This is a genomic window from Kribbella sp. NPDC051952 (genome assembly GCF_040680855.1).
GTDB lineage: Bacteria > Actinomycetota > Actinomycetes > Propionibacteriales > Kribbellaceae > Kribbella.
In genome coordinates this window covers 16,933-36,079 of the sequence record NZ_JBFAXQ010000047.1, presented here as the reverse complement: position 1 = coordinate 36,079, position 19,147 = coordinate 16,933, and the positions used below count along the sequence as shown (strand labels likewise).

12 protein-coding genes are annotated in these 19,147 nt (G+C 64.4%); 7 read left to right on the top strand and 5 right to left on the bottom strand.

Annotated elements, in window-relative coordinates:
* Positions 1-583: 583 nt before the first annotated feature.
* Complete coding sequence (locus tag AB0L70_RS40645) at positions 584-5,644, top strand: hypothetical protein (RefSeq protein ID WP_363692268.1); 5,061 nt, start codon at positions 584-586, stop codon at positions 5,642-5,644.
* Between the two features lie 271 nt (positions 5,645-5,915).
* Here the strand turns inward: AB0L70_RS40645 and AB0L70_RS40640 are convergent, their stop codons facing one another.
* Together AB0L70_RS40640 and AB0L70_RS40635 are read right to left on the bottom strand one after the other, a co-directional pair.
* Positions 5,916-6,245 (bottom strand): hypothetical protein, encoded by a 330-nt coding sequence (locus tag AB0L70_RS40640; RefSeq protein WP_363692267.1) that lies wholly within the window; start codon positions 6,243-6,245, stop codon positions 5,916-5,918.
* Between the two features lie 810 nt (positions 6,246-7,055).
* Positions 7,056-8,102, bottom strand: coding sequence for a hypothetical protein (locus AB0L70_RS40635; RefSeq protein ID WP_363692266.1), 1,047 nt, complete (start codon positions 8,100-8,102; stop codon positions 7,056-7,058).
* Positions 8,103-8,246: 144 nt separating this feature from the next.
* On the opposite strand from AB0L70_RS40635, the gene AB0L70_RS40630 reads away from it, so the two are divergent.
* Positions 8,247-9,704: a hypothetical protein gene (locus AB0L70_RS40630; RefSeq protein WP_363692265.1), complete on the top strand. Its 1,458-nt coding sequence runs from the start codon at positions 8,247-8,249 to the stop codon at positions 9,702-9,704.
* 479 nt (positions 9,705-10,183) lie between these two features.
* On the opposite strand, the gene AB0L70_RS40625 is transcribed toward AB0L70_RS40630, so the two are convergent.
* Positions 10,184-10,747, bottom strand: a complete 564-nt coding sequence (locus tag AB0L70_RS40625; RefSeq protein ID WP_363692264.1) for an SLATT domain-containing protein — start codon at positions 10,745-10,747, stop codon at positions 10,184-10,186.
* Between the two features lie 809 nt (positions 10,748-11,556).
* Between AB0L70_RS40625 and AB0L70_RS40620 the strand changes: the two genes are divergently transcribed.
* The 4 genes from AB0L70_RS40620 to AB0L70_RS40605 all read left to right on the top strand — a co-directional run bounded on the left by AB0L70_RS40620 (position 11,557) and on the right by AB0L70_RS40605 (position 15,286).
* The gene (locus AB0L70_RS40620; RefSeq protein ID WP_363692263.1) at positions 11,557-11,772 is read left to right on the top strand and encodes a hypothetical protein; all 216 of its coding nucleotides are present in this window, start codon (positions 11,557-11,559) and stop codon (positions 11,770-11,772) included.
* Between the two features lie 111 nt (positions 11,773-11,883).
* Positions 11,884-13,389 carry an AAA family ATPase gene (locus AB0L70_RS40615; protein WP_363692262.1) on the top strand — a complete coding sequence of 502 codons (1,506 nt, stop codon included), beginning with the start codon at positions 11,884-11,886 and terminating at the stop codon, positions 13,387-13,389.
* Positions 13,389-14,246, top strand: coding sequence for an HNH endonuclease signature motif containing protein (locus AB0L70_RS40610; RefSeq protein WP_363692261.1), 858 nt, complete (start codon positions 13,389-13,391; stop codon positions 14,244-14,246). The genes AB0L70_RS40615 and AB0L70_RS40610 overlap by 1 nt, the downstream gene beginning before the upstream one ends.
* 179 nt (positions 14,247-14,425) lie before the next feature.
* Entirely contained in the window at positions 14,426-15,286 is an 861-nt protein-coding gene (locus AB0L70_RS40605; RefSeq protein WP_363692260.1) for a hypothetical protein, read from the top strand.
* 96 nt (positions 15,287-15,382) lie between these two features.
* Here the strand turns inward: AB0L70_RS40605 and AB0L70_RS40600 are convergent, their stop codons facing one another.
* Positions 15,383-16,618: a hypothetical protein gene (locus AB0L70_RS40600; RefSeq protein WP_363692259.1), complete on the bottom strand. Its 1,236-nt coding sequence runs from the start codon at positions 16,616-16,618 to the stop codon at positions 15,383-15,385.
* A gap of 321 nt (positions 16,619-16,939) precedes the next feature.
* Positions 16,940-17,536: a hypothetical protein gene (locus AB0L70_RS40595; protein ID WP_363692258.1), complete on the bottom strand. Its 597-nt coding sequence runs from the start codon at positions 17,534-17,536 to the stop codon at positions 16,940-16,942.
* 534 nt (positions 17,537-18,070) lie between these two features.
* On the opposite strand from AB0L70_RS40595, the gene AB0L70_RS40590 reads away from it, so the two are divergent.
* On the top strand, positions 18,071-18,616 hold the full coding sequence (locus AB0L70_RS40590; RefSeq protein ID WP_363692257.1) for a hypothetical protein: 546 nt from the start codon (positions 18,071-18,073) through the stop codon (positions 18,614-18,616).
* Positions 18,617-19,147 lie beyond the last annotated feature (531 nt).

Below are 19,147 nucleotides of genomic sequence, written 5' to 3'. Positions count from 1 at the left end.
TAAGAGGTGACCTGCAGACATGAAGAAGCCCAGGCCACCTTGGTGACCTGGACTGTTGTGCGCCGCCAGGGACTCGAACCCCGAACCCGCTGATTTCCAGCCGACGTTGATCAAGGATTGCCGGTGATGAGCGAAAGCTCTTACTGGTAAGCGATTCGGGGGCGATCTCGTACACATCGGTTCTCATCGCTGACCATCCTCTCGCGCCGATTGAGGTGCGTAAAGAGGTGTGCTGCGCCTGCCGGCCGACGGCTCGCTGAGCGGTTCGGCCTTGGTGAGATGCCGACCTCGGTGCGGCGTCGGCGACACCGGATGTAGGGATCATGGACTGGAGAGCGTCTGCGCCGGCTGGTGCTGAGCTTGTGCCGAAAGTCTGGGCTCGACGCCGGTCGTTGCGGCACCTCTCGGATGCTTCCGACAATTTGTCGGTGGCATGGACCATCATTGAGCTGTGACTAGCGCCGTTCCCGGGCAGGGGTCCGGGTCACCCGCGACGGATCGCGACGAGGCCGGTGCCGGGGGTGGGGGTTTCGTGCGGCCGGGCGCGGCATCTGCCAGCCCGTACGCCGCTGGTGGTGGCGGAGTGAGCCTGGAGCGACGGCTGGACACTGTGTACCTCGCACGGCTGTTGACGGGCCGTGCTGCGCCGGAGTTGGGTGAGGGACGCGCGGTGGTCAGGGTCGCGCTACAGCAGGCACACCTGTCGGCGATCGACGATCTCGTGGTGTTTGCGGCCCGGTCGGGTGAGCTTCAACCCAGTCTGCGGCTTGCCATCGCGGTCCGACGCCGTCCACAGATCACGTCGGCAGACTCCGACACCCGCAAGCTCATCGGCGACTACCTGAGGATGTTATCGGCGGGCGAAGCGGATGGCCGGGAGGAACGTCTCGGCCTCGCGGTTGCGGGCTGGCAAAAGCATGCTGCGCAGCTGGCCACCCTGACCGACCATGCCCGTGACCAGGCCGATCCGGACAGCTTCTTCGCGTTGCTCGACACGCCGGCGAAGTTCGACGCGCAGCTGGTGACCCGGTTGGAGCATCTGAGGGAACTGGTGCGCTTGGCCCAGACCGACCTGGCTATTGACCAGGCTGTCGCAGCGGACAATGAACGGAGCACCTGGATGCTGCTGTCGCGGCTGTGGGTGCTGATGCCGAGACTGGAATCGCCGGACGAGTCCGACTGGACAGACGTATCCAACACGTTGGTCGGCGTTGCTGCCGGTGGCGATCTTGCGGGTGCCGCGGCGTTGGCCGAGCGACTCGAGGTGCTCGCGGCTCAGTACGCGCCCGCGGCCGCGACTGTCGACAAGACGATGTTGATTCGAGCCGTGGCCGGGTTGCTAGAGCCAGGTGCTGTTCGCGGACGGAGCTGGCAGGTTGTCGGACGGCTGCAAACACAGGCGCGAGCCGCGGCCAGCGGCCGAATTGGTCGTGGCGAGCGCAGCTGGCGACTTGACCGCAGCGACGACAAGGCTGCCGTGATCGCTGCGTGCAGTGACGCGAGCAGTGTCGTCGTCCACGGCCCGTCGGGGGTCGGTAAGAGCACGTTGGTGCTGGAGGCGGCCGAGACCAATTGCGACGGGGTCCAGGCCGAGTCGCTCAGCCTGAATCTGCGGCACCTTCCGCAGTCGCCGCTGGAGCTCGAATCCCGTCTGGGCGGCGGGGTCGATGCGCTGCTGGGCGACCTAGCTGCCGGACAGCGCCTCCTCGTGATCGACGCCGCCGACGCTGTGCAAGAAGGCCGGCGCGAGATGTTCACCTATTTGGTTCGTTCTGCTGCGTCGGCCGATGTGACGGTGGTGGCAGTGTGCGCGACCGACTGTTCCGAGATCGTTCGGGATCTGCTGGCCGAGCACGGCAGCGGTAGCGTCGCGATGTGTCCGGTCGAAGGGCTCTCTGATGCCGACCTGGACACGATCGGTGATGAATTTCCGGAGCTGGAGTCGTTGCTGAACGTTCCCCGGACGCGGGAGCTGCTGCGCCGGCTGGTCGTGGTCGACCTGCTGATCCGCAGCGAGGCGGCCAGTGCACCGATGAGCGATGTCGACGCGCTGCGGCACGTGTGGAGTGGCTTGGTGCGCAGCCATGAGCGCCTCGATGGAACGATCTCGCCGGATGCTCGGGAACGGGTACTGCTGGAGCTGGCGCGCGCGTCGCTGCTGTCCTTGCCGGCGATGGATGTGCTCGGACGCCTGGACACGGCCGCGATCGCAAGCCTGCGCAGAGAGGGGATCTTGCGGCCGGCGACCGAGCAGATGTTCGCGCTCCTGCCGGAGTTCGCTCATGACGAGATCCGCCGCTACGCGGTCGCAATGGTGCTGGCCGCCGATGGAGATCCCGCGGGAGTGCTGGCACGGGCCGCAGCGCCACGCTGGGCACTACCGGCCGCGCGGCTGGCCTGCCAGATCATCTTGACCCGGCCCGCAGCGACGCAACCCGCAGCGTTCACCGCGATCCAGGACGCGTTCACCACCATCGCTGTGACGGGTAGCCTGCGCTGGAGTGATGTACCGGCGGAGGCTCTGCTGACCATCACTGCCCCGGGTCCGGTGCTGTCAGCTGCCTGGCCCGCGCTGCGGGCCGGTGAGGGTGCCGGTCTGAGCCGGGTACTGCGGTTGTTGCTGGAGCGTCATCGTCGCTCCGACGGCACCATCGACCCCGTGATCGCCGAACCCGTCATGGCCCTGCTCCTCGACGAGCCGGTCACCTGGACTGGCGGCCGGCAGCAGATCAACGTGCTACGTGATTGGCTAGCGGGCCTGATCGCCGACGAGACTCCTGCCGGGCACCTGCTCCGGATCCGACTGCGAGACCAGATGATTGCTGCCGCTGCGGACGCCTGGGTTCGATTGACCGCGACCATCCAGGGCGAGGCGGACGCGCAGGCGGCACGGTCGCCCGAACAGGTCGCGGCAGACACTGAGTTCGAGGCACGGCTAGCCGAGTTCGACGCTTCCGTGCACGGGGCCGGTGGCTACGGGCCGCAGCCTGAGCTTAAGCGGGTTCCTGAGGAGATCCTCGATCCGGCGCTGCTCGAGCTGGTCGCCTTGCTCGGCCCCGACCTCGATCGCGACGCCGAACAGATTCTGCACGATGTCGCCCGGGACGCGCCGTGGCACCTGGCACCAGCGATCGAGGAACGCTACACAGGACGGGCTCTGGCCAGCTACAGCACCGAGCTGTTGTCGATGCTGGCCGAGGCCTACTACATCGACCAACGAGGTGGATCCGGACTCGGAGATGACGGAGTACGGCGCCACGCATCACGGTCATCGATAGTGCCGATGGCAGGGCCGCATCGCGGGCCATTCATGGCGCTGCTGAGAAATGATCCGCTGCGGGGAATCGCCGTAGTGAACAAGATTCTCGACCATGCCGCCGGCATCCACGCGCAGACGATGACGGGCATCGCGTCAACCCCAGGCCCGAGACTCACTGTGGTGGGAATCGCGCAGCACCACGTCTTGTCGATCAGCGGACTGGCGGCGACCTATGCGGGCGACGATCAGGTGTGGGCCTGGTACCGCGGCTCCAGCATCGGTCCCTATCCGTGCACCAGTGCGCTGCTAGCGCTCGAACTTGTCTGCGACCTGGCCCTCCAGGATGGCGTCACGCCACAACGTCTGACCAGATTGCTGCTCCAGGACTGCCGGAACCTCGCGATGCCCGGCCTCCTATTCGGAGTCCTGACTCGCCACCTCGACCGTGCCGGCCGGGAGCTCGACCCGTTCCTGGCTGAGCCGCTGGTGTGGAGGCTCGAATTCGCACGGGCGGCCGGCGAGCATTCCGGTCTTGCTGCTGATTCCGCCGGCGTGGTCGAACCCGGTCGCCGTGACTGGACTGCCGGCGATGTAGCGGCGGCACTAGTGGTGATGGCTGACGACACCCGTGCCGGTGAGCTGAGGGCGCTGGGACACGAATTGGTTCAGAAGGCCGAACGGCTCGATAAGCAAGTACCGCATCGGGCCGCGGAAGGTGGCGACGAACTAGACGAGGAGCAGTACGGAGCTGATGTGAGGGCGTGGGCAGGAATGCTCGACCGAGAGCAGTACAAGGTGAGCACGGTCGACCGAGAGATGGTTGTTGAGCACATTCCGCCGCCGCAGGTGAAGGCGACCTTGGATGCCGCGCGGGCGGAACAGGAGCGCAGCGCGCAGGCGCTCAGGCTTCTTGCCCGCTATGAGATGCCTCGCTTCGGGGTGCCCGGCACGACCGAGCCTTTCACCGCGGCAGAACTCACTGCAGATCTCGAAGCTGCCGGCGATCTGCTCGACAACTTGTCGGGCGGCCAGATCGACCCGCACAGCGCGGTGACAGCGGTCTGCGCGGCAGCGCTGCGAGGACACCTTGTCGACGGTTTGCCACTGCCGGAACCAGCCGTTGCGTTCGCGGTGCAAGCCGTGTTGGCGGTAGCGGAGCAGTACGAGGCCGATGGCTTCGAGAACGCCTACTTCGACAACCGTATGGACCGGGCCGCTGCTGACGCTGTGCCGTTGTTGCTGCTGCCCGCGGCCAAGGATTTGCGGGACGAATGCGGATTGCCGGGGCGGGCACCCGGGCCGGTGAGAATTCGAGCGGCGGCGCTGCAGCTCGCCGCAGCTGGATTCAGCGAGACACGCGTTCACCTGACCCGAGCTCTGGACCCAGTGTGGCGTGCGCCGTGCGAATCGGCGCCGTGTCATCACGAGCTGGCACTCGAGTTGACGATCCAGACCTTGCGCGACTGCCGGCTCGGTCCCTACGACTTGAAGGCTAGGCAGCGCACCATCCTGATGCTGGCTGACCCGATCATCGACTCCGTCCGGCAAGTACCTGACGGCGAACTTTACCTTGAGCGACTCGATGCACCGATCCGGTCCCTCGGCGTCGCCGCCGTCACCGTCACTTGCATCAGCATACAAGCCAGGGCGTTGCTCGCCGAGGTACTCGGCACGCAGACACGGTGCTTACGGCATCTGGGCTGGCGATACGACCAGCGGGGGAGTTCGATGTTGCAGACCGCCCGTGCCCTGTTGCGGCTGGCAGGTGATGATGATTTGTCGGCGCTACTGAAGGTCGTTGATGCTTACTCGGGTGACCAGGAACTGCTGGCGTCGCTGCTGCGCGCGCTGACCGCGGCGGCTGAAGAGACTACCGAATCTGCCGCTGCGGGACGCAGAGTCTGGCCCCGCTTGGTCGACCATGTCCTCGAGCTCGATCTGCCGATACCCGATGCTTCCTTCGATGATTCGATCGGACGCTCGTTCCTGGCCGAGCTGATCCCGGAACCGTGCCCAACAGGTGTGGGGTACCTCTATCGTGAATGTGCCGGCCACCCGATTCGCTGGCCTGATCTGCTGGACTGGCAGCCGCAGATGCAGGCATGGCTCACACTCGCGGTGGGGCGGCCACGCTGTGTCGACGCGCTGGTCTCAACGTTGCGGGCGATGCCGACCATCGACCAGATCAGTCCCGGCTTGGAATGGCTCGCGGCACTGGTGCTGCCCAGGGCGGACACAGTGGCACGTGGCAGCTTCCTGCTGACCGGCTGGCTGGTCGACATGAAACACCATGTCGCAAACACATCCGCGGAGCCTGTGTGGCAAGAGATTGTTGATGCGCTAGTCGTTGCCGGGAATCCTACTCTGGCCCAGCACACCGATTGACCGCATCGCTCGCGACGATGACAACCCCCTGGTAGTTCGGGCCGAGCTGGCCAGAGGTGGGGGGGCTATGTCGGGCTCCTGGCGTGTGACGAGGCGGCGATGGTTATGTGCTTGTCGTCTGCGGTGAGTCACCTCGGCGCTGACTCCAGCGCACGTAGGGGATGCTGGAGGGTCGGTAGTACCTGCATGTACAAGGTCTCCTGCTCGCAGCAGTCACCTGTCACGGCGATTGCTTCCGCAAGTTCGCGGAGCACTTCTGGGCCGTTCGCACTCATCGAAACCGCCGCGCGACGCGCCTTGGTGAGTTGATCGGCAGTCTGATGAAGCTTTGGCCTTGGCGCCAGAACTCGACCTCCATCCCCACAGCGGAGACCAGTTGGGAGAGCGCTCGCTCGAGGTTGTGGAGCCAGCGATCGGTGATGCCGCCCTGACGACAGACCTGCTCGAACGGCTCGGAGTTCTCGATCAGTAGGATGCCTCGCGCGGAGCATTCGAGATAGCCGAGGGACCGGATCCCACCGGCGGGCACCGCGATCCACGGCCGCACGGCTGCGGCATCGGCTATCGTCTCGTCGACCTTCCAGAGCAGTGGCCCGCCCAACCTGATCGCGATGTCTGCCGAGAGGTCGGCGATCAGAACCTGACCGGGCGGGCGTACACGAACCTCGCCGCTTGCCTCAACTCGGCCGCCCGCTTCGCCGAGGCATCCGCAGCTCAGAACGAAGCCTGCGGCATCTATCGGACCTCGCTGCGACAGACCCCGCGTACCAGGCGACGCTTGCACAGGCCGCCGTCGTACTCGCCGGACTCCTGGTCCGGACCAAGCAGTACGACGAAGCAATCGCGGCGGACCAGGAGGGAGTCGCCTTATACCGCGCCCTCGCCGACCAGCCAATGCTCGCCTGGGCCCTCGGCAACCTCCGCACCGTCGCCAGGCCGGAAATGTCCTCCTGGACGCCATCGCTGGCGGCCAGGAGTCCCACGACATCTATACGACGCTGGCTGCGGCCGATCCGGCGTACAAGCCCCTCCAGGCCGACGCCGCCCTCCGACTGGTCCAGGTCATCATCGCCGCCGGCCAACGACAGTCCGCCCTCGTACCGGCGCGTGAAGCCGTCGCCCTGTACACCGAACTGGCCGCCGCCGATCCGTCGTACGCCCAACGCCTGTCCCTCAGCCGCCAACTCCTCGCCGACTTGGAACGATGATCACAACTTCGAGGATCAGGCTCCGCACGGTCCGTTGTCGGCGGGTGGGTTGTCGACGTTGCAGAAGTACGGGTTGCCTTCGTTTTCGTCGCGGTCGATGTTCTTGATGACGTTCGGCGCCGTGAAGCGGTACCGCCCGGTCGTCCAGGTTGTTCGCTGCTCGCGACAAGCTCCGGCGGCGGGTCGGTGAGGACTCGCGGAGTCTAGTCGACATATGCGAGGTAATTGACCTTGCGCACTGTCATCGTCAGGGTCTTGCCGTCGGTGGACAGTCGGGCAGCCAGGGTTTGCTCGACTCGGCAGTCCTCGTCAGGGTTACTGGTGCAGGTTCCGTAGCGGTAGCCGAGCGTCGCAGTACCGCCTGCCCGGATCTCGAGGCTTCCACCGTGGACGAACCAGTCACCGGCGAACGGTGAATCGGCCAGCGACGCCGACTCTGTGCGGCCGATCTGCAGCGTCGTGGTGTCGTGTCTCAGCCCGGTTCGGACCGCTCCCTGGAGACCGGAGATCACCAGTCCTGCACCGCCGGCCAGGACGCTGAGGATGCTCGCGACCAGTGTTGTGACAACGCCGCCTTCAGCCTTGATCACTTGCTCTCCGCAGGAGGTCGCGGCCTTCAGCACGCCGCCGAGGGCCGCGCCGCTCGGGAACCCCTCCGGCGGTGTCGCTGCCTCGACGACATCGCCGATGCAACTGAGAACCTGAAACTTCTCAAGGAGCTCGATCTTCTTACCGAAGATCGTGAGCAGGCACTGGGCGCCCCAGACCGCCGACAACGCCAACTGAGTACCGACGGCGACGCGAGCCGCGATCGTGCCGGGCAGTGTTGATCCCTTGAAGGAGTAGGAGATCGTCGCGCCGGGCACCAAGAGACCTTGGGTGTAGGGCGCGTTGTGGATCAGCTCTCGATAGAGGGACAGGATGGTGGCTTTGCCGAAGTCGGTAATACCTCCGTACGTCAGTGACGCCTTCGGTGACACGCGAACGAGGTAAAGCAGGCCGGATGCCGCGACGAGGTCGACGCTGACGTTCTGTCCGTCGGCGCGCAGACATGGCCACAGCACGCCGTCGCTCTTCGAGAGGTAACGGCTCGGAAGGGTGTAGGTGGTGGAGCCGACAACCAATGGCTTGCCTGCGCAGCGTGGGCGTTCTTTGCTGAGTCCGAGTGTGGCGGTGAACACCTTGGTGATCTCATTCACCACGGGCCGGATGTTGAAGATCGCGAAGAACGCGAGGCTGAAGTGTGGCATCGCCGCTCGGAGCGTACGCGTCGTGCCGTCGCGGTCGTGTTCTTGACCGGGAAGTAGGGCTTCGGCGCGTGGATACATAGCCGGCTTTGCGGTCAAATTAGGAGGCGGCCTGAATCTGTTTGCCGAGTACGGGAAGATCGGTTTATGGCTGCGTACATCGGTCCCACGTATCGGGAGTTTGCGAGGTTGGTGGCGAGGTATCCACGGGAGGAGTTGCTGCGGATCATCGCCGCAGAAGCGGTCCGCGAAGCTCACAAGCGGGCTGCGCGTGGTCCAATCAGCGTGCCGGTAACCCCGGTTACTCTCGCCGGCGTCGCGCGCGCTGCTCTCGCTGAGGGGACCGACAAGCGGCGTAGGAATCGGCACGTGGCCGGTGCCAGCCAGCTCGCTCGGCTGTGCTCTGAGTACATCGACGTTCTCGATCCCGCGCTGGCCGACGGCGGCAGTACCGATGTCGAGGCCGTGTTGACCCGGATCGCGTTCGAGCAGTTCGGTGAGCAGTACTCTCCGATGGAGAATCTCTCACGGGCGCACAGCTTGTTCCAGGATTACGCCGCTCGCAACCCCGCCATGCCCTCCGCCCACCAGTGGGAGGAGTTACTTGGTGTCGACCTCGATACCTTCATGCGCACTGGTTTTGCCCTCCACGTCGCGGTCATGCAAAACGGAGGAGCGATCTCTCGCGAAGTCATGAAGGCTGACCACGTGAAGGCCATCTGGGAGCCCCTGAGCCCAGACGACCTGTTCGCTATCGTCGATCGACTGTTCAGCAGGACCGCCGATGAGCACCGGTCTCTGATTCGCGTCGGCGAGCTACCCGGCCGGGAGAAGTGGTCCTTCAGTTCCCTAACGGCCTATCCCTTGGTCTCGCTCGGAGACGATCTGGTCTGTCCAGCCCCTCATCTGCTGATCGATAGGGTGACATCGACAGGGCTGTGGTACGTGGCTCAGGCTGAGTGGAAGAGCAAGTTCACCGGTCCGCTCGGAACGACGTTCGAGGGGTACGTCGGGGACCAGTGGCGGTTCGTCAGGCACGCGCAGGTTCTGCCTGAGATCAGCTATCAGTTGGAGGGAAGCGACGCCAAGAGCTGCGACTGGTTCATCATCACGGACTCAGTTGTCCTTCTGGTCGAGGTCAAGTGCGCGCGTCCTTCACTCGACTACCGCGCCGGGGGCGATGAAGGATGGGCCGACGCCCGCAGCCGGATTCGCGACGCGGTCGTTCAATTGGAGCGGTCCGCACAGAAGATCATCGACCGCCATCCAGCTTTCGCGGACATCCCGCACGACAGACCCCTTCGAGGCCTGATCGTCACCCTTGAGCCATATCACCTGCGCCAAACGCTACGTGATGCGTGCCTGGACAGCTCGGTCCTTCCGATCTCGCACGCGTGGGCGCACGAGCTCGAAAACGCGGTCGCGCGGCTACAAGACGACGAAGAGGCCGGCTCAAAGCTACTCGGTGCCCTCTCACCGGAGAACGGCCTCCGCGGGTGGTTGACGAAGGTGCACGACGACCAGAAGCACCCGCCCAGAAACTCGATCGTCGACGCAAGCTGGGATGCCTGGGCCAGATGGCCCGCCATCGACGAACTGGCCTAGGCGACGGGGCGTGCGAGCGATCTGAGGCCGGCGAGTTCGGTGGTTGCTGATGCTGCTCGTGAAGACATCGTCCGGAGACCTTGCATAGATCGGCGAGGGCCATGACTTCGGCCTGCGTGATTGCGACGTGGCTCGCCTTAACGAGGCTGACGCTAGTCTTGCGCCAGCTCAGCTTCTCGATGGCGTCGGCATGGACCAATCCAGCCTGGAGCCTCAGAGCCCGAAGGGTGCGCCCAGGTTCCTGCCGCCGTTGGCTGCCGAGTGGCCGACGGATGCCACGGACCGCCTTGCGAACGTTGTGCGGATCACGAAAGGTGCCGATGCTGCTAGCGAGGTCGGCGCCGACAGCGGCGTGCCTGGAACTCACGAGTCGGCGCACCTGCTGCTGAAGCATTCGGTTCAGTAGATCGGGACGCTCGGCGACCTGACCTTCTTCGGCTGTGACCCCGACGAGGAGCACGAGGTCAGCACTCTGGCGGTCAACTACCGACTGCGGCGCCATGCGCCAGACTCAGGCCCGTTGACGGTCGGCGTTGGGCGACCTTCTGCGATCGTTTGTCGTAGCTGAAGTGGCCGGCATCGATCTTGCGCTGAGCCCGCCAGAACGCGAAAGGACCTGTAGCCTGCGCGTCGGCGTGGATCTGCTGCTTCTCGGCGGTGAAGAGTCGGATGAGCTCGCGCAGGTCCTCGTCAGTGCGGCCGGAGCCAGGGTGGCCGTCCAGCTGATGCGCCTGGCGAATCCGGAATTTGAGGTCTCCGAGTTGACGCGCGGTGGTTCGATGCCGCTCGGCGATGCCCTGAGGTTTCAGGAAGGTCAGGAGAGCCGCCGTGAAAGCTGCCGCCAGAGCGAGCGAGGCTGCAAGTCCGCTGCGCTCCTTGAGTGCGGTCGTGGTTGCCAGCGCTGAGGCCACCGCGGTGAAGCCGCCGAGGACGTAGTGCAGCACCCGGTAGTGCTCCGCCGAAGCGAAATGTGCCTTCTCGCTGTACAGGACGTCGGTCTCCAGCCGCTTCAGCTCCCATACAAGGTCGTCTCGATATCCCATAACCTTCCGTCCGAGACGCGTTTGCTGCAACGCAACCTATCCCAGTCATTCGATCGGCAGGAGCACGACGACCTCCTGACTCGTTTGAGCGTGACCCCGCTGGTCGGTGACCTGGCGAGGGGTTTGACCCGCCGCTTCCGAGTTGGTTGCCATGGTCTTCCGGAAGGTGTGGGCGGTTAACCCGGCCAGCTCATCCGCCACAGATCGCAAGCCAGCGAGTTCTACCAGCTCCAGCAGGGCGGTTCGGTGGGCTTTCGGTAGGCCGCGCAGATCAGCCGGAGCGATCGCTTCCTCGGCTGTCGGCGGGACCCGACCGTTCGGGAGGCTGGTAGTACGTCCGGTGCACGCGAAGCTTCGGCGTGCTCGCGACGCCTCCGGCCTCCGACCGGTCGGCTCGCGTTCCAGCAGCGCCATTTGCCGATTCTGCGGATCGCGAGATCCGCCGAAACTGTCCGTGAAGCTCGGTGCATCGGATGACATATCCAAACCACGTCGCCGCGGGCGGTGGACCGGAGAGGAGAGCTCGCGAGGGCGCTCTCCGACGCACAGCCGAACGTTGTCACGTTCCTCGACCACGACTGACGCAACCAGGGGCCGGCGTCACCATCGGCACGGGTCAATGGCACACGGGTGTGTAGGGCACCTTCGACCCGACATAGGTGCTCCACTCCTCGCGGGTGATGTCGCGGCCAACGGCCTGGCAGACGCGCGATCTCAGGTCTCTGCGGTCCAGCGTCCATACCGCGAGATCACGTGGCCGCGGAATCGATGGACGGGCTCCGAATCCCCTGGACCCGACGCTCTCGCCAATGAGGCAAGTCGGCCAGGATAACACGGTCCGGACCCACGGGCTGCACAGGAAATCGACCGAGCCCAAGCTGGGTTTCCGCCGCACGCGAGACGGCAACATCGTTCTCTTCGTCGTGAACGACCGGGGGCAACTGCGCAGCTATCGACTCGATCGCATCGCAGGCGTCCGCCCCACGAGCGAGTCGTTCGCGCCGGTCTTCAGGGTCGAGTTCTAGCCCAGCCTGGAGTGCGAACGCTTGCCGTCGGCGTTCCGGCGGCCTGTCAGCTGGCCGCTGCGGCGGCGTCCTTGTCACCGGCAAGTACGAGTGCCAGGTAGGGTTTGGCGAGTGTTGTTTACGGTTTTGCCGCCGCGAGAAGAGCCCCCCAGAAACGCGCCAGGCGCTTACCTGGTCAGCGACAACTGGAACGATTTCGGGTTCCGCACGCAGTTCTGGCTGTGGTGCAGCAACGGCACGGTGCAGGTTCGTATCGGCAGCGTGCGCATTGCTTCGGACGGGCTTGAGCAGGGGGCGGTGTCCATACCTGGCACGTTCGATCGGTTGGGCGTCGGCTACTTCTCTCTGGGCACCGACGAGAACTATTACGTGAAACTGCGGGACGAGGTGTCCGAGCAGACTCGGGTGGAGGTCCTCGCCGCGCTCCGTGACTCGGCCTACGATCTGCGGATCTTCGTGGATGCCCTGCGCCAACCTGCGATGGAAACCTCACTCCTGCGCGAGCTCCTGCCCGAGACTGTGCAGCAGCAGTTGCATCGCATCGCCCACGGCGGACCGACACAGTCGGCATTCAACGTTCGGTATGAGCAGGAGCCGGATGACGACGGTCCGCCCGTGGTCTTCGACTTCGCCGTCGATCCGAACGCGAAGCCGCCGAACAACATTCACGCGCTGATCGGCAGCAACGGCGTCGGCAAGACGAGGCTGCTCGAGAGGCTTGCCAGCACGGTGCTGGCTCCCGGGCGCCTTCTTCCTCCGAAGAGCAGGCTGGAGGACCGCCGCAACCACCGGCAACATCCCTTTACGAACCTGGTGACTGTCTCCTTCAGCGCGTTCGACCCACAACAGCCGCTTCGACCGAGCGCAGACGTCAGCTACACATACATAGGCTTGAAGCACCCGACTGGCGGGGGAACGAAGAGATACTCGGACCTTGCTGCGGACTTCGAGGCTGCTGTCCAGGAATGTCTAACGGGCACTGCCGCTCGGCGTAAGCGCTGGGCCGCCGCGCTCGCGACTCTGGAGGCGACCGATGCCCTGTTCAGCGACGTGCGCATCCGGGACCTCGCGGGTGACGAGTACCTCCGATCCAGTGAGCTACCGAACCCGGCTGCGGTTGATCTCTTCCTTAGCCTCAGTTCGGGTCACAAGATCGTGTTGCTCACGCTGGCGTGCCTGGTTCAGAACACGGTTGAACGGACGCTGGTGCTCGTCGACGAGCCGGAGGCCCACTTGCATCCGCCGCTCCTGTCGGCGCTGCTCCGGGCGTTGTCCGATCTGATGCTCGATCGCAATGGGCTGGCTGTCATCGCGACTCATTCTCCGGTGGTGTTGCAGGAGACACCGCGTAGCGCTGTCTGGGCGTTGCGCCGAGTGGGGGACGATGTTCGGGTCGATCATCCGGAGATCGAGACGTTCGGAGAGAACGTCGGGGTGATCACCCGGGAGATCTTCGGCCTGGAGGTTCGGCGGTCCGGTTTCCATCAGCTCATTCAGGACCTGGCTGGCGAAGGTCTCTCCTATGAGGAGATCGTCTTGGCGTTCCGGGGAAACCTCGGCGCCGAGGGTCATGCGCTGGCGCGCGCGGCCGCTCGTCATTTTCGGCAGCAGCGCTGATGTGGCCCGTCGAGCGCCCGCAGCTCGAGGTGCGGGTTGTCTTCAGCCTGTGCATCAGCGACCAGATCAGTCCTGCCAAGCTGAGGGTCCTTGAGTACTACGAGGATCCGGTGGTCTCCGCCACCGAGCAGTACGAGGAAGCCTGCCGCGCGGCGTCGCTGCACCTACTGGATCGCGCGAAGTTCAACCCGCCGAAGGCACGTGCATCAGATGCCAAGGACCTCGTCAACATGTACGAGCAACGTATGGCGCCGGACAAGCCCGGGCGGGAGGTCCGGGACACCATACGCAACGCAGCCGTCAAGTGCCCCCTGTGCGGTGTCGGGCGGGTACGGCAGATCGACCATCACCTTCCGAAGGCCGTCTACCCCTATCTCGCGGTTGCGCCGAGCAACCTGCTACCGGTCTGCGCCGACTGCAACTACATCAAGGGGGAGCGAGCCCCGACCTCGTATGGCGAGCAGACGCTCCACCCGTACTTCGACGACATCGACGACGGCCGCTGGCTCAGAGCACGCCTCGTCGTCGACCTGCCGGACTGGTACGTCGAGTTCTTCGTGAGTCCGCCGAGCTCGTGGAGTCCGTTGCTGACGTCCCGAGTGGAGCACCATTTCGAGGTGTTCGAGCTCGCCAGGGTGTACGAGGTCCAGTCGGCGGACGAGCTGGTCGGGATCGCCGGCCAGCTCGAGACTGCGTTCGATGCCGGCGGTGCCCCCGATGTACGAGGGCACCTGCTCGCCATGGCGAGATGGCGAACGAGGCCCCGAAACAACTCCTGGATGACCGCACTCTACGAAGCGGCTGCCGACAATATCTGGTACTGCTCAGGTGGATTCCGAGAGATCGCCGACGGCTGAGTCGCCTCCCGGACGGGCGTATCGCGGCGCAGGTGGAGGACCGTCGCGATCGCACGTCCGAGCAGTTCTTGCCGAGTTGTTCGGGCACGTCTCCCGCCGAACCTGATCGGCATGAGCATCCTGCCCGCTGCAGTTCCTGACGGGAGGCGTCGCACAGCGTGCGGCAGTAAGCTGCGGATATGGGTGAGGGAGTGCGGGTGCGTTTTGAGGATGAGCTGCCATCGTGTTGCAGCGCCAATGTGTTGCGGCTCCCACGGCCAGATGAGGCCGTTATCGACGTACAGGGTGAGTTCGGTCGCAGCGAGAGCTGGTTTGCTGGGTTCGACGAATGGCAGGTGAGGGTCGGGGTTCGGTGGGACGAGGACGACGACGCGCTTCCCACAGCTGTCTCCCAGCATCTCGGCACTGCGACGGGCCGGCTGGACTCCGCGCTCACGGCGCACGGCGTACACGTTGATGACGACGGCTTTGCGCGGGTCGGGGACCAGACGCTGTTGGTCGCTCGGCTGGAAGGTCCGCCGCTCGGCAGTCGGCGCGTCATCCAGACCGGCTTCGATCTGTGGGATGCGGCTGATGAGCTCGCAGGCGACCTGGAGTCGCTGGTTGGCCCGCTTGTCGCCGACCGTGAGGACGACAGCGACATGTGGGGCCGCGATGTCACCGTCGCGTGGCCGGACGCCATGATGACCAACGCGGTCCTGCTGCTGCGATTGGCGCGGGTCACGCCTGTGCTGCGCGGGCATCTGCTTGGCGCGTGGGCCGCCGCACAGAGCATTCAGCTATTCGACCATTCCATGAGCATGGTGGCCACCAAGGCCGCTCCGCTCGAGCGACGTGATGCGGTCCGCGGCCTCGATCCGGAGCACCGTGAACTGACGCTCGAGCAGACCGAGCTGTGGAATGCCGAGCAGGAGCGCCTCACTCGACATTGGCATACTCACCTCGGTCTCGTGCCGTTGCCTGACACACCTAGCGTGCTCACCTGGCACACGGCATACAAGAACCCAGCCATCGACAGAACCTTGGCACTCTGGGACTAGCAGCCAAGCCGCTCACAGCAAAGTTCTGCGCCGCCCACCTGCAGAAGTTGCGCCATGCCGAGAACCCAGCTCGAGTCGGAAGCGCCACCAGTCTGTTCAGGGTTGGCGATCCTGCAGTGCGAAGGGTAGGAGAGCGAGTCGGATCTGCTGGTGGTCGTCTCCACCGGCGTGCATCAGGAAGTCATATCGTTCGGCGTCGCTGGTGATGCCGACCGTCGTGAAGTTGGGGTGGCTCCTGATCTCGGCGATGGCCTTCTCGATGACCGTTGATGGTTCGCCCGCCCGGACGAACAAGATCAGCGCCGCCTTGGTGTCGCGCCAAGCTAGGTAGCTGAAGAGTTGATCTAGGCCGTCTCGAACTGTCTTCGGACCGTGCCAGACTTTGCATTCGGCGATGAATACGTTGCGATCTCCGCTGCGGATCAAGATGTCTGTCTTGCCGGCTCGGTTGAACGCCTCCCCAACTGCTGCGCCCTCGAACTGTGCGTTGAGCAACAGCAGTAGTACGTCGCGGATTCGCTCCTCATCGAGCGTGGCCGTGAGGCTCGGACTGCGTTCCAGCATGTTGCGCCCGCTGCGGAGCACGCGCAGTGCCTCCTCGTACTGCTCGTCCGCCAGAAACGGCTCTGGTCGGGGAGCCCCAGCGCTCGGCGAAGGACGAGCGGGCGTGAACTGGCGTCGCTTGATCGGCGCGTCGTAGACGGCCGCGTCCGGGCGTCTCCGCAGTGGATAGCCGAGTGCAGACTCGAGTTCGCGGTCGGTCAGGAACTTGAGCCTTCGCTTGTTCACCGCGTCTGCAACAGCTCGGCGGAGCTCGTCGTGGTACTGATTAATGTCGGAGCGCGACCAGACGAGATGTTGCTCGATTCGGTCGAGTTGTTCATCGAAGTAGGCCCTGATGGCGTCGGCATCTCGCGCTCCTGTGTGGGCGCCGCGCCAGGTAAGACGAAGTTCACGCTCTCGATGTTCACCACGTGGTGGGTTGAGGGTGAATGATGTGGCTCGGTACTTGAACACCGGAGCGTCGCCCTCAAACGGAGCGACCAGCACGACCATGGTCGCGATCTCCTCATAACCGAACTGCGGACGAAAGCCCCGCACGGTTGCCACCGTGTCCTCGACGCCGTCCGCCATAAAGGCGTTGTGCCGTTCAAGAACTGGCAGCGTCACGGAGTACTTGCTCATCAGTTGTTCGTTCAGCTCGGCCTCGCTCCACGCGAGAAACTCAGCGGGCTGCATCGTGGTGATCTCGTTCAGGGCTTCGGCTCGCTGCTGGTCGAGCACCGTTCGCAGGTCCTTTACCGAGAACAGCAGTTGGTCATTGGTCGTCACCACTTCATTGTCCGCCGGGTCGAGACTGGACTGGTAATCGACGCCCTGCCCGGCCGCGACTCCGTAAGCGATCCGCCCGGAGGCGGTCAGCTGGAGCTTCCCGCGAGATATCGCCCGGAAGCCGACCTCGAAGGGGATGGCCGGAGGGTCCTGCTCGTCGTTCCTGTCGACGATGCCAAGTTGGATGGGTCAGTGGACACTGACCGATGTTTGGCGGGGCGAAGGACAAGATGCTGTCGCCGCGGCGGAGGGTGATCAGGTCGGCGGCGGACTCCTGCGCGATCAGGTCCGCGTGTCGGGGTGTGCTGCCGTTGTCTCAGCTCAGTAGCGCGGTACCTGACCGATGCAGAAGAAGGAAGGCCGATACCTCGGCGTCATGAAATTTCGGGCAGTTAGTGTAGAACGGCTTGAGGTCGAGTCGGATGAAAGGCTGGCTGCGGAGATACACTGACGAGTAGAGGATCCGGTCGATCGCGCCATCCCGCCGATCAGTTCTGTTATCTTGAACGCTTCTAAGTCGACTTCGTCGTTCACGGCTCGCAGAGCATCGATGTCGAGGTTCTTGACGATTTCCATGCGATCACGTTTCCAGATCGCTCTGACCATGCGGCGTCTCAATCGGAAGGTGGAGGCCGGATGTTGCCTGATCCACGTCCACAAAGAAGATTTTGTATCGCAAACTTCCTTAAGAGAGATGATGTCTTCCGAAAGCTTGCGCGCCTGCAGCGGCTTTGAGTAGTGCTTGCCGAGCAGAGCCCTGTCCGAGCCTGCGACGCCGGCAGCGGTGGCTAGCCCAGATGACAGGAACCGATCGGCCAGCATGTGGATGTTGGTGCCGAGTGGCAGAGAGAACGAGAACGTGTAGAAGACGCCGCCCGCGTAGTACCTGGCGGCGTGTGGCCTCCGGCGATGGAACATGCTCTTCCCCTACTGCTGTACATCGAACAACGATGATCGTCGTTCGGCCAGGGCCGTACACGCCGGCCACGCCGGTGAACGCCGACATAGTCCCGCTTCGTGGCACGTATGGTCGGCCGTCTGCCGCGGCAGGCTGGCGATAATCCGACGGAACGAGCTCCAGATCAGTTCCGTCAGCTCATAGGTCTCACTGACCTGTTGCGTGCACTGATGTGCGGCGCGGGCCGTCGCGCTCTCGAACATTTTCGAAGGCATCTGCTGGGGCGGGTGGGGCCTGAACGCACGACGACCGGATTATGAGGCCGCCGGACCGCGTCGACAGGTGCCGATTTGAGCCTCAGGACCTATCAGGAGCCACCAGAGGGGGCAAGGTCGTTCGTCCAGCGGGGCGCTCCACCTTGCCCCCTCTGCCGCCTCCTGATCGCGCTACGCGTGGGCTGACCGGCAGACGGGAAGACGCGGGAGCAGTAGCGTCGCGTATTCGGCATCGCATATCAGATCAGGCAATCAGATGCCTGTCGTTAGGAGTCACGGATGATCGCGCTCATGGAACCGGCGGTTCAGGCCTCAGTCATTGCAGGCTGTGTTGCGCTCGCTGTAGCCATCATCGGTGTTGTAGCCACGGGTGCATGGCAAGCGAAGGCAACCAGGACGGCCAATGCCAACGCGCTAGCGATGTTTGAGAGGGATGCACGCACCCGGATGCGGTTGGCTCATCTCGAGGATCGGAAATCCACATACGTGAGCATGTTCACCGCCGTCTTTGAGAGGCGGATTGCTAAAGACGAGTCTCGGACAAAGCACGCGGAGCGTGAAGCCCTCTTGAGCTCAGAACCAGAGAGTCCGAAGCTGGTGCCGCTGACCGCCGAATGCATCGAGCTGAATAAGCGGGTCATGGCACTCAATGATCGACTGATCGCAGCTGCGCAGATGACTCAGATGATCTCCCCGACCGCAGTCGGGTTGGCCGCAGGTAATTGGCTCGAGGCGGTTCTGAGCGGGCATGCCGACCAGAAAAAACTTGAGGTGAAGTACATCGCGGCCGTCCGCGCTGACCTAGGGGTCGAGCCCGAGGCATAGGCAAGGTTGTGCCCCCGAGGTGCCCCCGAAGGGCCCTGAACAGCCGTCAACGACCCCCGGCCCTTGAGCACGATCACTGCTCAAGGTCGGGAGTCATCGCGGAGTTGGGGCTTAGGGCAACGGACTCGTAATGAGTCGCTCATGGCCATGGGACCGGGCCGGCGAGAACGGTCAAGTCGTCGGCCAGCTCGGCCTGGTGACGCACGGTTTAGGAAACCGACGCACCCCACCGACATACGCCACTCGACAGGTAACCAGCCATCACGAGTTCGGCCGATCTTGACTCCAGTTGCCGCGGCTCGACACGTCTGTGTTCCCAGGCTGTTCGCACGCTGAACTGCTGATCGTGGGTCAGGTGCGGTGCAGGAGTTGCAGCTGAACATGGTGCGAAAGTGTCACTGAGGAGATCGGGGAGCTGTCTCATTCCTACGGCAGCGCGGGCCCCGCCCGAATGGAGTCGGTACTGGTTTCTGAGTCGGTAGTCGGCCCAAGGCGGTCGGGCAGCCTATTTGCAGGTGGCCGTGGCGACGC

Excerpts from the sequence above, each read along its gene's own strand:
- AB0L70_RS40635 (WP_363692266.1), bottom strand. The coding sequence starts at position 8,102 with ATGCCACACTTCAGCCTCGCGTTCTTCGCGATCTTCAACATCCGGCCC.
- AB0L70_RS40630 (WP_363692265.1), top strand. The coding sequence starts at position 8,247 with ATGGCTGCGTACATCGGTCCCACGTATCGGGAGTTTGCGAGGTTGGTG.
- AB0L70_RS40625 (WP_363692264.1), bottom strand. The coding sequence starts at position 10,747 with ATGGGATATCGAGACGACCTTGTATGGGAGCTGAAGCGGCTGGAGACC.
- AB0L70_RS40620 (WP_363692263.1), top strand. The coding sequence starts at position 11,557 with ATGAGGCAAGTCGGCCAGGATAACACGGTCCGGACCCACGGGCTGCAC.
- AB0L70_RS40610 (WP_363692261.1), top strand. The coding sequence starts at position 13,389 with ATGTGGCCCGTCGAGCGCCCGCAGCTCGAGGTGCGGGTTGTCTTCAGC.
- AB0L70_RS40605 (WP_363692260.1), top strand. The coding sequence starts at position 14,426 with ATGGGTGAGGGAGTGCGGGTGCGTTTTGAGGATGAGCTGCCATCGTGT.
- AB0L70_RS40595 (WP_363692258.1), bottom strand. The coding sequence starts at position 17,536 with ATGTTCCATCGCCGGAGGCCACACGCCGCCAGGTACTACGCGGGCGGC.
- AB0L70_RS40590 (WP_363692257.1), top strand. The coding sequence starts at position 18,071 with ATGATCGCGCTCATGGAACCGGCGGTTCAGGCCTCAGTCATTGCAGGC.